At 30.6% G+C, this 16,487-nt stretch carries 15 protein-coding genes; 2 read left to right on the top strand and 13 right to left on the bottom strand.

From position 1 onward, the window contains the following. The first annotated feature begins 107 nt into the window (after positions 1 to 107). Entirely contained in the window at positions 108 to 518 is a 411-nt protein-coding gene (locus tag BVC87_RS03650) for a CBS domain-containing protein (protein ID WP_075340988.1), read from the top strand. Between the two features lie 186 nt (positions 519 to 704). Here the strand turns inward: BVC87_RS03650 and BVC87_RS03645 are convergent, their stop codons facing one another. The 13 genes from BVC87_RS03645 to BVC87_RS03585 form a co-directional block, all read right to left on the bottom strand. Further along, positions 705 to 1,538: a universal stress protein gene (locus tag BVC87_RS03645; protein ID WP_075340987.1), complete on the bottom strand. Its 834-nt coding sequence runs from the start codon at positions 1,536 to 1,538 to the stop codon at positions 705 to 707. 111 nt (positions 1,539 to 1,649) lie between these two features. After that, positions 1,650 to 2,351 (bottom strand): sulfite exporter TauE/SafE family protein, encoded by a 702-nt coding sequence (locus BVC87_RS03640; RefSeq protein ID WP_075340986.1) that lies wholly within the window; start codon positions 2,349 to 2,351, stop codon positions 1,650 to 1,652. Further along, the gene (locus tag BVC87_RS03635; protein WP_075340985.1) at positions 2,352 to 2,798 is read right to left on the bottom strand and encodes a FixH family protein; all 447 of its coding nucleotides are present in this window, start codon (positions 2,796 to 2,798) and stop codon (positions 2,352 to 2,354) included. A 19-nt stretch (positions 2,799 to 2,817) separates the two neighbouring features. Next, a complete protein-coding gene (ccoG, locus tag BVC87_RS03630; protein ID WP_075340984.1) occupies positions 2,818 to 4,239 on the bottom strand; it encodes a cytochrome c oxidase accessory protein CcoG in 1,422 nt (473 codons plus the stop codon). A 471-nt stretch (positions 4,240 to 4,710) separates the two neighbouring features. Continuing rightward, positions 4,711 to 5,580, bottom strand: a complete 870-nt coding sequence (locus BVC87_RS03625; protein WP_075340983.1) for a cbb3-type cytochrome c oxidase N-terminal domain-containing protein — start codon at positions 5,578 to 5,580, stop codon at positions 4,711 to 4,713. 10 nt (positions 5,581 to 5,590) lie between these two features. Continuing rightward, positions 5,591 to 5,758 (bottom strand): cytochrome C oxidase subunit IV, encoded by a 168-nt coding sequence (locus BVC87_RS23755; RefSeq protein WP_075340982.1) that lies wholly within the window; start codon positions 5,756 to 5,758, stop codon positions 5,591 to 5,593. Between the two features lie 4 nt (positions 5,759 to 5,762). Further along, on the bottom strand, positions 5,763 to 7,961 hold the full coding sequence (gene ccoN, locus BVC87_RS03615) for a cytochrome-c oxidase, cbb3-type subunit I (protein ID WP_075340981.1): 2,199 nt from the start codon (positions 7,959 to 7,961) through the stop codon (positions 5,763 to 5,765). 20 nt (positions 7,962 to 7,981) lie between these two features. Beyond that, complete coding sequence (gene ccoS, locus BVC87_RS03610) at positions 7,982 to 8,149, bottom strand: cbb3-type cytochrome oxidase assembly protein CcoS (protein WP_075340980.1); 168 nt, start codon at positions 8,147 to 8,149, stop codon at positions 7,982 to 7,984. Between the two features lie 779 nt (positions 8,150 to 8,928). Further along, positions 8,929 to 10,290: an oxygen-independent coproporphyrinogen III oxidase gene (hemN, locus tag BVC87_RS03605; RefSeq protein WP_075340979.1), complete on the bottom strand. Its 1,362-nt coding sequence runs from the start codon at positions 10,288 to 10,290 to the stop codon at positions 8,929 to 8,931. 1 nt (position 10,291) lies between these two features. Continuing rightward, positions 10,292 to 12,661, bottom strand: a complete 2,370-nt coding sequence (locus BVC87_RS03600) for a heavy metal translocating P-type ATPase (protein ID WP_075340978.1) — start codon at positions 12,659 to 12,661, stop codon at positions 10,292 to 10,294. A 71-nt stretch (positions 12,662 to 12,732) separates the two neighbouring features. After that, positions 12,733 to 13,596: an RsiV family protein gene (locus BVC87_RS03595; RefSeq protein ID WP_075340977.1), complete on the bottom strand. Its 864-nt coding sequence runs from the start codon at positions 13,594 to 13,596 to the stop codon at positions 12,733 to 12,735. 61 nt (positions 13,597 to 13,657) lie between these two features. Then, positions 13,658 to 14,707, bottom strand: a complete 1,050-nt coding sequence (locus tag BVC87_RS03590; RefSeq protein ID WP_075340976.1) for a response regulator — start codon at positions 14,705 to 14,707, stop codon at positions 13,658 to 13,660. Then, complete coding sequence (locus BVC87_RS03585; RefSeq protein WP_075340975.1) at positions 14,704 to 15,951, bottom strand: PAS domain-containing sensor histidine kinase; 1,248 nt, start codon at positions 15,949 to 15,951, stop codon at positions 14,704 to 14,706. The genes BVC87_RS03590 and BVC87_RS03585 overlap by 4 nt, the downstream gene beginning before the upstream one ends. 111 nt (positions 15,952 to 16,062) lie before the next feature. Between BVC87_RS03585 and BVC87_RS03580 the strand changes: the two genes are divergently transcribed. Further along, a complete protein-coding gene (locus BVC87_RS03580; protein ID WP_075340974.1) occupies positions 16,063 to 16,473 on the top strand; it encodes a hypothetical protein in 411 nt (136 codons plus the stop codon). The last annotated feature ends 14 nt before the right edge of the window (positions 16,474 to 16,487 follow it).

The following is a 16,487-nucleotide window of genomic DNA, read 5'->3' as shown; positions in this document are numbered from 1 at the left end:
GATACTTATCAGTAAAACAGCACTTTTTTGTGCAATTAAACATGACAAAAGTCATAGTGAAAAAATCATAAGTTTTAGAAATTTGAAAGTATTCAAATAGCATTAAAATGAAGGGAAATGAATTCGTATCATCAATTATGAGTACTAACTTAGTTACTGTTAAACCTACGGATAGAGTATCATCTATTAAAAATTTATTTGAACTCCATAAAATCCGACATTTACCTGTAATTAGTGGACAAAATATTGTGGGAATTTTAAGTAAAATTGATGTATTGGAGGATCAGTATGATGAAAATTTCAGGGATTTTATTAATGCGGATATTAAATTAGAAAGTACACTTACAGTCAAAGAGTTAATGACAAAAAATGTAGTGGTTGTAGATTCTAAAACCTCAATTAGAGATGCTGCAAAAATTTTAAGTACTAAAGAATTTCATGCACTACCTGTAGTTGAAGCTAAAGTTTTAGTAGGAATTTTAACTACTACAGATTTGATACAATTCTTTATATCTTAAAACATTTAAAAAAAATTGTTAGCAGAAAAAAACTGTCTAAAAATTATCATTCAGAGTCGTTTTAGATTGGTGTTTAAGACAAAAGAAATGAAGGAATCTTTAAAATTAATTTCTTAATAATTAAGATTCCTTCAACACTAAAAAAATCAGAATAACATCTTACAATTACTTTTTAGACATCTCTTTTTATATTCTAACTGTAAGTACAGGAAGTTTAGAGTGGTTTGCTACGTCTTCAGCAATACTACCTTCAAAAAAATGTTCAATACCATGTTTTCCGTGAGTTGGCATCACTATCAAATCACTTTCATTTGATTGGGCATATTCTAATATACCATCTTCAATTCTATAATCAGATACCTCTACAGTATTTGGTAAATTACCATCATTAGTATCTATTTGTGCTAAAAATCTCTCTATTCGTTCTTGTTTTTCCTTAGTTGTTTTAAACTTTGCTCCAGGTGTATTTACGTACAATAATTGCAGATCACATTGGAAAAAATCTAAAATTTCCTTTGCTTTTTTATAAGGTTCAATAAAATCATTCGAAAAATCACAAGCAAATACTGCTTTTTTAAATGTATTAGCTATAGGAAGCCCTTTAATTACCAATACTGGTATTGTAGAATTTCTAACCACTACTTCAGTATTAGAACCAAAGAAAATCTCTTTAATTCCTGAAACTCCTTGAGAAGACATAATAATCAAATCAATCTTTTCATCGATAGCAATCTTATGAAGATCACTAAAGCTCTTATAATGCTGAATTATAGAAGTAATTTTGATATCTGAAAGGTATGATTTGTCTAAAAATTCTTTGAATTTTTTTTCAGCTAGTTTTAATTCAAATACTGTTTGTTCATTCAAATAGGCTTGAGAAACAGACATTACAGCATTCGATAATTCTAACATATGAACTACAATAATTTCTGATTGGTTTTCTTTAGCAAAAAAAGCAGCTGTTCTTAGTGCATTCTCAGAATGTAATGAGAAATCTACTGGGACCATAATTTTTTTCATAATTGAGAGACTTAAAAATTAATACTGTAAAACTACCGTAACTCTCAAGTAAAAACTATGATATGAATCAGTTATACTTATTAAAAACATGACTAAAATCATGTGTTAAAACTACTTGCAAACTGTTTGATGTTCTGCCAAGTTACTTATAGAATTCGCAGGAGAAATGTATGGAATATCTAGAGCTAAACCTCGAAGAATAAATAATACGCCAATAATAATTACCGCAATAGGGACTATTTTTCTGAAATAATTGTAAAATGTAAAATGTGTAAACTTTCCTAAGTATACAATAGAACTCATTAATGGAATTGTACCTAAACCAAATAGCAACATGTATAAACTTCCGTAAAATATATTATGAGTAGCTATGGCGCCTAATATGGCCATATATAAAAGCCCACAGGGTAAAAAACCATTTAAAAAACCAATAAGAAAAAATGTATTTTTCTTTTTTTGTTGTAATTCCTTTCCTAACTCTGATTTAATTTTAATTAAAAATTGATGTATCGCTTTTGAAAAAGGGAGTTTAGCAAATAGCTTTGGAAAAATGATAATACTAATCATTAAAACGCCTGTAAAAATAGATAAGTGTTGTTGAAATGTAAATAATTCAAATCCCCTTCCTAAAAGACCAAAAAAGACTCCTATTAATGTATAAGTAGTTAGGCGGCCTAAATGATAACTCATCAATTGAAAAAATTGAGTTACTTGATTTTGTCTATTTAAAGGTAACATAAATGCTATAGGTCCACACATACCTAAGCAATGTAAACTCCCTAAAAAACCTAATATAAAAGCGGTATATAACATTTAATAAATTAGTTCTTTATGATATAAATATGGAATGTTTTTATACGTAAAATCAATAGTAATATTCCAACGACCTTCAACTAAATAGTTTTCAGAGATATGTAATTTATGATCTTTTAGTACTAAAGGAAATTCACTATCTAAAGTTTTATCTGACGGTCTGTATAAGAATAGTTTTCCTTTGATAAGTTCGGTTTGAAATTCTTTTGAGAATATGATTTCTAAACCTTTTTGTGTTGATTCAACTACTACTGCATTTTTGATTTCTTTTATATTTCGTTCCGCATTGATATTATCTTGATATTTTAATTCTTTTTGATAATATCGATCGGTTACCAAATCATGATTGTATTTGTGATCTGTAATCATTGTAGTTACCATAAACATAATAAAACCGATAAAAGCTATGATAGATATTACTATTCCTGTACCCCAATTTATTTTCATATTACTTGTATTTTAAGTGTTACCAAAATTTTCTAGGTCCTAAAAAATTTGTTGTGGTAGTTTCTATTAATTTGTCTTTACTGTACACTCCTATTTTGAGTTTAACTCTGTCTTTTTTTAACTGACTTTGATGTAATTCAATAAAAAGAGAACCTTCCGCCATACCTTGTTTTGGTATCTTAAAATCTTGGTGTGTAACAGTTTCTATTTTTCCTTTATGAGATAATAGTTCGTAATGTATATCGTTAATTTCTTCAGTAGTTTTATTGACTATTTTAAAAGAATACACATTACTGATAATTCCTTCAGCTTTTCGTTCATACAGCTGACCTGGTAATCGAAATACTTTAGCTTCAACATCATTTCTTAAGAATAACATTCCAGTTAATACTCCGAATAAAATAGTAAGCACAGCAGCGTACCCTTTCATTCTGGCTGTAAGTTTAAATGGACTCTTTTTTTCTATATTTTCGATACTTGCAAAACGAATTAACCCTTTAGGATACCCAATATTTTCCATTATAGTATCACATTCATCAATGCAAGCTGTACAATTCACACATTCTAATTGCGTTCCATTTCTAATATCAATTCCAGTAGGGCAAACATGTACACATTGCTTACAATCGATGCAATCTCCTTTTCCAGATGCAATTCTATCTTCCCTTTTATTAAATTTAGCTCTCCCCTTTTCTTTCTCTCCCCGTTTATAATCGTATGCAACTACTACTGATTGATTGTCTAATAAAACACCTTGTAATCGGCCATAGGGACAGGCGATGATACATACCTGCTCTCTAAACCAAGTAAAAACAAAATAAAATACACCTGTAAAAATTAATAAAGCTATAAACGTTGATATATGATTTGCTGGCCCATTACTTATATATAGCAACAACTCATCACTTCCGATGATGTATGCTAAAAAAACATTTGCGATACCAAATGAAATCAAGAAGAATACAAACCATTTCAAAACTTTTTTTCTAATCTTTTCAGCATTCCATGGTTGTTTAGCCAAACGAATTTGTTTTCCTCGATCTCCTTCAATCCAATATTCTATCTTTCTGAAAACCATTTCAAGGAAAATAGTCTGAGGACATATCCATCCACAAAAAACACGACCAAAGACGACGGTAAAAAGTGTTACAAACACCACTCCTATGATCATAGAAATGACTACTAAGTGGAAATCTTGAGGCCAAAATGGAAATCCGAAAATATTGAATTTACGCTCTAAAACATTAAATAGTAAAAACTGATTTCCTTTAATCTTTATAAATGGCGCTGAAAATAAGAAAAGTAGTAGTCCATAACTTACATAGCTTCTGTATTTATAAAGTTTACCCTTTGGTTTTTTAGGAAACACCCAAGCACGTTTTCCATCAGCATTTATGGTTCCAATACTATCCCTAAATTTTTCGTTTTTGGGTGTTTCCATGATCAACTATTAAAAACTAATTACTAACTTTTCTTTTATTTGTTGTCACTTCGAGTGCTTTTAAGCTTTATTAGATAAAGTTTAAGAGTGTATCGAGATGTAACTTATTCAATATTCTTGATAAAAATTTTACTTATTACATTCATAAAATTCACTATCATTGACATCTTTTTGTTAAAAACTGAAAAACAAACATTCACTAAAATTGTAAAATAGTCTATATTTCCTCTCCTTTGCCTTGATGCAAAGGAGCAAAAATCAAGACTGGAATGATAAGAATTTAAAAATACTACGGCATCTACAGCCACAGATGAAAAGAACTCGCTATCGCTCAAACAGCTTTTCATCTTTCAGCCAACCCTGCTGCCTTGATTTTTAAAAATTCTTATCAATAGGTCCTTTTTTTTAGCAACATGTCATTACAGTCGTTTCTCAAAATTTTTGTTGAGGGTTTCGAACTAACATTAATTATTATTCTTTAACCCAGATTTCTCCTTGTGACTTTTTAGGTTTCGCAGGAGTAGTTCCTTCTAAAGAAATAATAAAGCTCGCTACCTTTTGTATATCTTGTGGTTTTAGTACACCTTTCCAAGGTACCATTCCTTTACCTGCTCTACCTCCATTGTATACGGTGTTGAATACATTATCAAATCCGCCACCTAAAATCCAATATTCATCAGTAAGATTAGGACCAATACCTCCCCCTCCATCTGGAGCATGACAAGAAGCACAGTTTAAGTTAAACACTGCTTTTCCTCTGGCTATAGCATCATCTTCTGTTAATAAAGCTACATTTTCAATATCAAAAGTATTAGGTGTTGCTGCTTTATATTGTTCTATTTCATACCTAGCTTTTGTCATGGCTTTTTCGAACTCCATTTCTTGCGTATCACCTCCTGCAATATGGAATCTAATTAAATAGATAACTCCGAAAACTATAGTGGCATAGAATAAATATACCCACCAAGGCGGAAGTACATTGTCTAGCTCTTTTATACCATCATAATTATGATCTAAAATGATTTCTTCTTCCTCTTCGATGGTTTTAGATCGCGTAAATTTTTTGAATACGTTTTTAATCCATAACTCCCATTCGTCTTCTACCTCACTAGGAACAATACCTTTTTTTTCTAGCTGCAATTCTTCTGTCATTTTATACACTGTGTAACTAAAATATTCTTTAGCTATAATCACTAGAATTAAAAAGATTAGAAGTATCCACACTAATGGGTTTTCGTACAAACTAAATGGATTTTCATATGAAGTAATAGCTTTGATTAAAATCCAAAAACTTACAAAAACAAACAGAAGGTATATGATTGATTGAAAAATTCTTTTCATGATGTTCAGTTTAATTATCTAATGGTATGTTACTTACTTTTTTTATGTATGATTTCTTTGCCGTAAAGACCCACCAAAAAAGTAATAGAAAAAAGGTGAAAAATATACTTAACGAAATCAATGGATAGATTTCTATTCCTGTGATACTCTCTAAATGATTTTTTACAAACTTTAACATGACTTTACTTTTTTGATAACTTGTCTTTTACATCGTTTACTTTAATATCCACTCCTAAACGTTGTAAATACGCTATAAGAGCTACAATTTCTCTATCTTTCATTTCTATAAAAGGAATATCATTTGCTAAAGCATATTTTTTACTTTCATCATAATTGCTCGCAAAATCAGGGTCTTCATATAAGTTTTGTTGAATCTGCATTCCTTGTTCATTCATACTCTTTTGAGCATTCTTTACATCTTCTTCAGTATAAGGAACTCCTAAAGTGATCATAGCACGCATTTTCTTCTCTGTTTGAGATTTATCCAGCTTATTTTTAATGATCCATTGATAAGCAGGCATAATTGAACCTGGTGAAGTACTTTGTGGATCGTACATATGATTAAAATGCCAACTATCATTATATTTACCTCCGACGCGATGTAAATCTGGTCCTGTACGTTTACTTCCCCATAAGAAAGGATGATCGTACACAAATTCTCCTGCTTTAGAGTATTCTCCATAACGTTCTACTTCGCTTCTAAATGGACGAATCATTTGTGAGTGACACGATACACAACCATTTGAGATATAAATATCTCTACCTTCTAACTCTAATGGTGTATACGGTTTTACAGCTTCGATATATGGAATATTAGATTCAACCATTAACGTTGGTACAATCTGTACTACTCCACCAATTAAAATTGCTATGGTAGCATATAAGGTTAATTTCACTGGTTTACGCTCTAGCCAAGTATGCCATGTTTCTCCTTTTGTTCTATATTTTGATACTTTAGCTAAAGGAGCTGCTTCTGCCAAATCATCAGTTACTTTTTCACCCTGTCTGATTGTTTGTACAATTATGTAAACCATTACAAGAGCACCTACGATATATAAACTACCTCCAATAGCACGTAACCAATACATTGGTAAAATTTCTTGAACAGTTTCTAAAAAGTTTGCATAAGTTAATGTTCCATCTGGGTTGAATTGTTTCCACATAAAAGCTTGAACAAAACCTGCAACATACATAGGTAATGTGTAGATGATGATTCCTAAAGTTCCTATCCAGAAATGGAAATTAGCTAAAGTTCTAGAGTATAATTTTGTTTTAAATAATTTTGGGACCAACCAATAAATCATACCGAAAGTCATAAATCCATTCCAAGCTAAAGCTCCTACGTGAACGTGAGCAATAATCCAATCGGTAAAGTGTGCTATTGCATTTACATTTTTTAGCGATAACATTGGTCCTTCAAAAGTTGCCATACCATATCCTGTAATTGCAACTACCATGAATTTTAAAACAGGATCTTGGCGCACTTTATCCCAGTTTCCTCTTAAGGTTAATAATCCGTTGATCATTCCTCCCCAAGACGGAGCAATTAACATGATCGAAAAAACTACCCCTAAGTTCTGAGCCCAATTAGGTAACGCTGAATATAATAAGTGATGTGGTCCTGCCCAGATATAAATAAAGATTAAAGACCAAAAGTGAATGATCGATAAACGATAAGAATATACAGGTCTGTTTGCGGCTTTAGGAATGAAATAATACATTAATCCTAAAAAAGGAGTCGTTAAGAAAAATGCCACAGCATTATGTCCGTACCACCATTGCACCAAAGCATCTTGAACACCAGCATATACAGAATAACTCTTTAATCCACTTACAGGTAGTTCTAAGCTATTAAAAATGTGTAAAACAGCAACAGTAACAAAGGTTGCTAAGTAAAACCAAACAGCAACATACAAATGACGTTGACGACGTTTTAAGATTGTCCAAATCATATTCACTCCAAACACCACCCATACTAAAGCGATAGCAATATCAATAGGCCATTCTAACTCGGCATATTCTTTAGATGTTGTATACCCTAAAGGGAGTGTAATTGCAGCTGCTACAATGATTAACTGCCATCCCCAAAAATTTATATTACTTAAAAGATCACTAGCCATTCTTGTTTTTAACAAGCGCTGAAGCGAATAATATACACCTGCGTATATTGCATTTCCAACAAAAGCAAAAATTACAGCATTAGTATGTAACGGTCTCAAACGTCCAAAACTAAGCCATGAAATCCCATCGGTTATATTTGGGAATAAAAACATGAAAGCTAAGAGAAGCCCTACTGAAAAACCTACGATTCCCCATAATAAGGTAGCGTAAATAAATTTTTTCACGATTTTATTATCGTAATAAAATTGTTGCATTTCCATAATTTAAATTGAATTAAAATCTATTTTTTATTTGTATTCTTGGTTACTAATTCGTCATCAAACAACATTCGAATTGATGGTGTATAGGTATCATCATACTGCCCTTTTTTTACTGAAATTATAAATGCAATAAAGAAGACTATAGCTACTAACACACTTACCGTAAGCAACAAATAAATTACCCCCATCTTGTTGTTTTTTAATTATAAGTCAAAAGTAGTTTTGAGAAGATTTTTATACTATGACATTGGTCATGTTTGAAGTTTTTATTCTTTATGTAATATGAGTTATACATGACTAAAAAGATGTCAGTTCGAGATCCCCAACAAAAATTTTGTGAAACGGATTTTGATGACATCAAATTTAAACGGTCATTACGATGAACAAAACATAGTGAAGTAATGAAGTAATCTGTTCATTTAAGAATAAAAATCTTGTTTTTTTAAGACAAAGATTGCTTCATTCGTTACACTTCTTCGCAATGACTAAAAAGATGTCAGTTCGAGTGATCCCGATGCTAATCGGGATTGTATCGAGAACTAGCTTTTAGTTATCAAAATTGCCTTTCTAGATAGCTCTACTAATAGCGAAGTCGAAGTACAATTTTCTAAAGAAAATCACTATCATTAGCATCTTTTTTAAACACTGAAAAACAAATGTTTATAAATATGTAATAACTTATGTTTCCTCTCCTTTGCCTTGATACAAAGGAGCAAAAATCAAGACTGAAATGATAAGAATTTAAAAAATACTACGGTATCTCCAGCCACAGATGAAAAGAACTCGCTGACGCTCAAACAACTTTTCATCTTACAGCTAACGCTGCTACCTTGATTTTTAAAAATTCTTATCAATAGGTCATTTTTTTAGTAATATCATATTACAGCCGTTTCACAAAATTTTTGTTGGGAGTATCGAATTTGACAATTTTGATAATTTTAAATTCTAATATCGAATGTTTGTTAAATTATATTGTCATTGAGAACAACTTTGTCTCTGGCTTTTTACGTTGCAATCGAACATCAAAAGCCATACAAATATTTCGAATAAATGGTCGAGCTTCTTGAGTAACACTTAAAGAGTTTCTGTTAATTTTGATTAAATTATCAGAAGCTATTTCTTGAAGTAATGCCAATGATTTAGGTAATGCTTCAAAATACATTTCTTTCGTTTTCCAATTGGTAGAAAAATGACACATAATATTTAGAATGTGTTTTCTGATCACCAAATCTTCCTCAGTTAAAATATGGCCTCTAAATACAGGGATTTCACCATTATTGACTAGTTCTTGATATTCTTTTACGGTTTTTACATTTTGTGCAAATCCATACCAAGAATCACTAATTGCCGACATTCCTAAACCGATCATAAGTTTGGTTTTGTTCGATGTATAACCCATAAAATTTCTGTGGAGTTTTTGTGATTCCGTGGCTTTATATAGACTATCAGAAGGCAATGCAAAATGATCCATTCCTATTTCATGGTATCCGATATTGGTTAGCATTTCTTTTCCTAATTCATATAAAGTTCTTTTCTCATCTGACTTAGGTAAATGTTCTTCACTAAAACCACGCTGACCAACTCCTTTTACCCAAGGCACATGCGCATAACTGTAAAATGAAATTCGATCAGGAAGTAATTCTTTTGTCTTTAAAATTGTGTCAGTAATACTTTCTTTAGTTTGAAACGGTAATCCGAAAATTAAATCGTGACTCACAGATGTATATCCAATTTCACGAGCCCATTCTGTGACTTGTTTTACGTTTTCGAAAGATTGAATTCTATGAATTGCTTTCTGAACTGTTGTATCATAATCTTGAATACCAAAACTTACACGTGTAAATCCTAGATTATATAAGGCTTTTAATTGTTCTTTTGTTGTATTGTTTGGATGTCCTTCAAAACTAAATTCAAAATCAGGATGTTTTTGACTTCTTGTTAAAATTGAATTGATCAATTCTTTTAATTGTTCTGAAGCAAAAAAAGTTGGTGTTCCTCCTCCTAAATGAATTTCTTTAATAATAGGAGTTTGAGTCATTTTTTCTCTATATAACTCCCATTCTTTAATTAGAGTTTTGATATATGGAATCTCAACTTCATGACGTTTTGTAATGTGTTTATGACAAGCACAAAATGTGCATAAGCTTTCGCAAAAAGGTAGATGTATATACAAACTTATTCCTTCGGTTTGATTACTTTCTTCAAATGATTTTTTAAAACTCTTAAGCCATTTTTCTTTTGAAAAAGTAGCGGCATCCCAGTATGGAACAGTGGGATAACTCGTATATCTTGGACCTGGAATATTATATTTTTGAATTAGTGATTTCATATTATAGTTTTTTTCCTAAAATAGTAGTTGCTATCGTGGTAAACACGACGATACTTATTGAGCTTAAAGGCATTAAAATCGCAGCAATTACAGGTGATAATTGTCCGGTTACAGCGAAATACAATCCAACACTATTATATATCAGAGAAATGACAAAACAGTATTCGATAATACGCATGGTTTGTTTTGTAGCTTTTATGAATTTTGGTAGTTTTTCAAACTGATTTGCATCTAAAATTGCATCACAAGCTGGTGAAAACACGTTGATATCTTCAGATACTGCAATACCAACTTCACTTTGCATTAAAGCCCCAGCATCATTTAATCCGTCTCCAATCATAGCGACATTTTTATGCTTCTTTTGAAGTTGAGAAACATAAGCTAATTTGTCTTCTGGTTTTTGATTAAATAATAATGTCGTGTTTTCGGGTAATCTTTTTTTCAAATACGTTTTTTCTCCTTCATTGTCTCCTGAAACAACAGAAAGATCATAATCTGAAAAAGTTTGAAATACTTCATCTACATGTCTACGATAGGTATTTTTTAACGTGAATTTTCCTTTATAATCGTTTTGAATACTCAAATGAACAGAAGTGTCAGAACTGAATTGTTCTTTTTCATTTTTTACAAATGAAGCAGATCCAACTTTGACATCAAGAGCTGCCACTGTAGCTTGTAAACCTTTTCCAGTATACTCATAAACCTGACTTTCTTTTTCCAAAGGAATATTCGTCATAGTTTCATAAATTGTTCTACTTAAAGGATGATTAGAAGCCCGTAATGTTGCTTTTAAAGCTTTTTCTTCATTAAAACTTAAGACTGAACCTGTGTATTTTACTTCACTATTTGTTCTAGTTGTTAAGGTTCCTGTTTTATCGAAAACCAACGCATCTACTTTTGCTAACTGCTCTATAACTGTAGCGTTTTTTAAATAGAACTTTTGCTTACCAAAAATTCGTAACATATTACCTAAAGTAAATGGAGCTGCTAACGCAATTGCACACGGACAAGCGATAATAAGCACAGCTGTAAAAACATTTAAAACTTTAGTTGCATCTGTAAAAAACCAAAACATACTTGCTAGAGCAGCGATGGAAAGAATAGCAATAGTAAAATTTTTGCTTATTTTATTGGTAATGGTTGTAAATCTGCTGGTTTTATCTTTCTCAAAAACGGCGTTACTCCACAATTGCGTTAAATAACTTTGTTCTACAGAATTGATTGCTTCAATTTCTATGGCTCCTGACAATTGTTTTCCTCCAGCAAATAATTTATCTCCTGATTTTTTCTGAACCGGATTTGCTTCACCAGTAACAAAACTGTAATCGATTTGAGCATTTCCATTGATTAGAATTCCATCTACAGGAATTAATTCTTGATTTCGAATTAAAATGCGATCTCCTTTTTCAATCTTATAAATCTGAATCGTTTCTTCATTTCCGTTTTTACTCACTTTTGTGACAGCAATAGGAAAATAGGATTTATAATCACGTTCAAAGGATAGATAATTGTATGTTTTTTGCTGAAAGAATTTGCCTAATAATAAAAAGAAAATCAAACCTGTTAAGCTGTCGAAAAAACCACTTCCTAAATCAAAGAGTACTTCTACAGCACTTCTAATAAAAAGCACTAAAATCCCCAATGCTATAGGAACATCTATATTCAATAATTTAGATCGTAAACCTTTATATGCAGAAATTAAATAATCCTGTGCAGCATACACAACTACAGGAATGGAAAAAGCAAACATTAACCAACGAAATGTGTGCTTATACTTCTCTAACCAAAATTCATTCACTTCAAAGTATTCTGGAAAAGAAAGTAACATTACATTTCCAAAAGCAAAACCAGCCAAACCTAACTTATAAATTAAACTACGATCGACATTTTTACTTCCTGATTCATAATCTTCTAAAGAAATATAAGGTTCGTAACCTATGGAACTCAACAGTACTACTATTTCCTTTAGACTAATTTGATCAACTTTGTATGTAATACGTATGCTTTTTTTAGGAAAATTGACTTGTGTAGTTACGATTCCTTTTTGAAGTTTCTGAAGATTTTCTAACACCCAAATACATGAGCTACAATGAATATGTGGAATATATAAATCTACAATCTGAACATTTTCATCGTTAAACGAAAGTAATTTTTCAATAATACTTTCGTCATCTAAATAATCGTATTTTCCTTGAATGTCTAATGGTGTAGCTCCCGGACTTTCTTGCAGATCGTAATAACATGTTAAATTGTTTAGCGAAAAAATCTCATATACTGTTTTACAACCATTGCAACAAAATGATTTATCATCAAATTCTATTTTTTGATGTTCGTTACATTCATCTCCACAGTGATAACATGTTGTTTTCATATACACGATTTACGTAAAGCAAATTTCCATATGAAAAGAAAAGTAAACTATGATATTAATCAGTTTTGATATTATAAAATGAAGCGATCTGACCAATTTTGTTGTAATACTGGTGTTAATTTTTCTAAAGGAATTTCAATACTGTATGCTCCCACAAATGAAGGACACATTATACAATCATTAAAATAAAATATGACATGATCATCATTGATTACAAAGTCATTTTTAGCTATTTTAAAATCATCTAAACTTACTTCGAAACATTCGTAAAATAAATCTCCTTCAGCTATCTGTGTTCTAATTTCTGAATTTAAAATGTTATGAACTTCTGATAAACTTCCAGGTAAAAAGTAATCTTCGAAGTGAAGTAATTTTCCTTTTATCTTATCAAAATTTACTGTTTTAAAAGTGTAGTAAGCTGCTTTGGTTTGCGCATAGTGATTTTCTAAATAAAACAGTATGCTTATGTGGGTTTCTTTTTGCTGATAAATTTTATATTCCGCTATTCTATGTTCTCGTATTGGTTTATAATGTAATGTATCACACAATAGTTCTTGACTTTCTAAAAGATCTTGCTCTACTCTAGAAAGTTGTATTAATTCATTTTCAATAAAATCATTGAAAAGTTCAAATTTGGGATTGTAATTTTCATCTAACTGAGGATAACAGAAATCAATTATATAATTATCTGTTTCTTTATACAGCTGTTTATGCACCACATAATCTTTGATAAAGTTACTATCATCTTCATCTGATTTTATAGGGTTAATTTTTACATTTTGTTGTAATTCTTCCGTATTAAGTTGAATGATAACAGTATCATTAATAATTAATGAATCTTTACTCCTAATTTCAGTAGTAGTATGAATTGGTTCTTTGTCTAACTTGCAACTAGTAATTACCAATACCACTATTAAAAAAGATACAATTCTCATAATCGACATGTTTAATTATGATAAAAGTATGTATCGTAGTACTCCTAAAAAATGATAAAAATCATTCTACTAATTTTAAAGCTTCCATATCAACAATTTTAATATTTCTCCCTTCAATTTCTATAATTCCGTTCTTTTTTAGTTTAGAGATGCTTCGAATTAAAGTTTCGGTAGCAATACCCGCTACACTAGCTAAATCATGTCGTGCTATTCTAATACTATCATCTGGATTTCTATTCATGCGTTCAGCAAACTTTAGTAGTGTTGCCGCCGTTTTTTTATGTACAGAATTATAGGCCATATCCAATAATTGTTCTTTTACATCTTTTAAATTATCTGCTAAAAGATCAACTAAATCTAATACAACCTTATGATTTTTATGTAAAACTGAAATCAACTCCGATTTGTGAATTCCGACAAGTTCTGTTGCTTCCATGGCCACAGCTGTTTCTTGATAAGGAATATTTTGAGAGAAAGAAGTGTATCCGAATAAATCGTCTTCTTTATATAATGAAGTCGTTAATACTTTGCCTTGTTCATTAAGTTTGGAACATTTTACTCCGCCTTTAGTTACCAAATAAATGTAATTGGAATTATCTCCTTCCTCATACACTTTCTCTTCTCCTTGAAATGAAAAAATAGTTCCATTGTCATCAAAGAAATTCTTTAGATCGTTTAAATCTCTAACTTCATTTTCATTAGGCTCTTCAATTACAACAGTTTTTTGTTCTTTTAATATCGAAGATTTTGCTAATCTACTTTCAATTGCACTAATTAATTCTTCTTCTGTAAAAGGTTTAGTAATATAGTCGTCAGCACCTAGATTCATTCCTTTTCGTACATCACTACGCTCCGTTTTTGCTGATAAAAATATAAAAGGTATAAATTGTGTTTTCGGGTTTTTAGATAAGATTTCTAACACGCCATAACCATCTATTTCTGGCATCATGATATCACAAACAATCAAATCAGGTAATTCACTCAACGCTTTTTCTATACCAACTTTACCATTTTCAGCCATAATTACCTCGTAGTAATCTGTTAACTCTAGTAATTCTGCTGTGTTTTCTCTTAAGGTGATATCGTCTTCAATTAATAGAATTTTTCTCATAATTCAGCTTTGTTTGGTATAGTGACTATAAATGTTGAGCCTATATTTTCTTTACTCGTAAAAGTTATTGTTCCTCCTAAATTTTCTAAATGACTTTTTACAATGTTTAAACCGATTCCTGTTCCTTCATTTAATAATACATTTTCAGCTCTAAAATAACGTTGGAATATATTTTTTTGATCCTTCTCAGGAATTCCAAACCCTTGATCTTCTACTTGAACTGTAGTTTCTGAGTGATTTTGGCGGACAGAAATAGTTATTGTTGTGTTTTCAGGAGAATATTTTACTGCGTTACTCATAAGGTTTAGAAAAGTCAGCTCCATAATTTTTTCATCCTGATAAATCGTAATATCTTCCATATCAGAATTACAAATGATCTCCTGCCCTTTTTTCAACAGTAAATTTGCTCCGCTTATAGCTTCCTTTATTGTTTTCTTAATCTGAAAAGATGTCAGGTTATATTTAATTTCTCCTTTTTCAAGTTTTTCGACAGATAGGAAGTCGTTTAGGATATTATTTAAATAATGAACTTTGTTCTTTATAATAGACAAGTGTTTTTCTCTTTTTTCTTGTTGTTCTGTGAGTTTGTATTTGGTTAGCAACATAGTGGATGTTAAAATTCCACTTAACGGTGTTTTAAACTCATGTGAGACTAGTGATAAAAACTTGGTTTTTAATTCATTTAGTTCTCGTTCTTTTTTTAAAGCAATATTAGCTTTATTTTCAGCTACAATTCTTTTTTTGTTTTCTTCATCTAGTTGCTGATTCATTTTTTCTAACTCATCAACGGTTTCACTTAAACTTTTAGTCCTTTCTTTTACTTTATTTTCTAGTTTGGTATTCAGCTCTAAAATTTCTAGTTCTTGATGCTTTCGTAAAGAAATGTCTACAACTAGAGCCATTGTATACATTTTTCCTTGCATTTCGAAAGGATTTAAGCCCACTTCTATAGGAAATACACTTCCATTCTTATGTGCTGCATATAAGTCTCTACCATGCCCCATTTGTCTTTTCTGTTGTACTTTTAAAAACGAATTAAAATGTGCATCGTGAGTTCCTTTATATTTTTGAGGAATTAAAGTCTTTAATTGTTGGTGTAACAATTCACCTTTATTATATCCAAACATTACTTCAGCAGATGAGTTGACAACCATAATTTTTTGATGATCATCCACTACAATTATGCCTTCAGAAACAGCTTCAAAAAGGGTGTCAAAAATTATTCTCTCTTCTTTATCGAACATTCAATTAGAAATTTGAGATAAAGATATATTTTATTAAAAAAACTGCAGCTGATATTTATCATTTCTTACCCCAGAGGTCTATCTTATTTTTGTAATTGAATAGTATTTATAATGAAAACAAAAAAGCTAAACATAAAGTTTTATCAGAATATTGCCAAGATTTTTTATGCAGTTGCTAAATCTGATAATGTCATTAATATTAATGAAATAAAGGCCTTAAAAAAAGTAGTTAAAGACAAATGGTTGATGATTGATGAAACTTTTGATGTTTTTGGTACAGATACAGCTTATCAGATAGAAATTGTTTTTGATTGGTTATACAGTAAAAATGCAACTTCTGAGGATTGCTTTTTAGACTTTGTTGAATATTACCATAACCATCATTACTTCTTTACAGATCAAATTAAAAATTTAATCACGGAGACTTCTAAACGTATTGCAAATGCATTTAGAGGAACAAATACAACTGAACAGTTAATTCTTGAAAAATTGGAATTAGAACTTAATAGTATTACCTCTTAATAAGTAGATCTGTA

This window comes from Tenacibaculum agarivorans (assembly GCF_001936575.1).
Lineage (GTDB): Bacteria > Bacteroidota > Bacteroidia > Flavobacteriales > Flavobacteriaceae > Polaribacter > Polaribacter agarivorans.
This window is presented reverse-complemented; position numbering and strand designations above follow the sequence as displayed.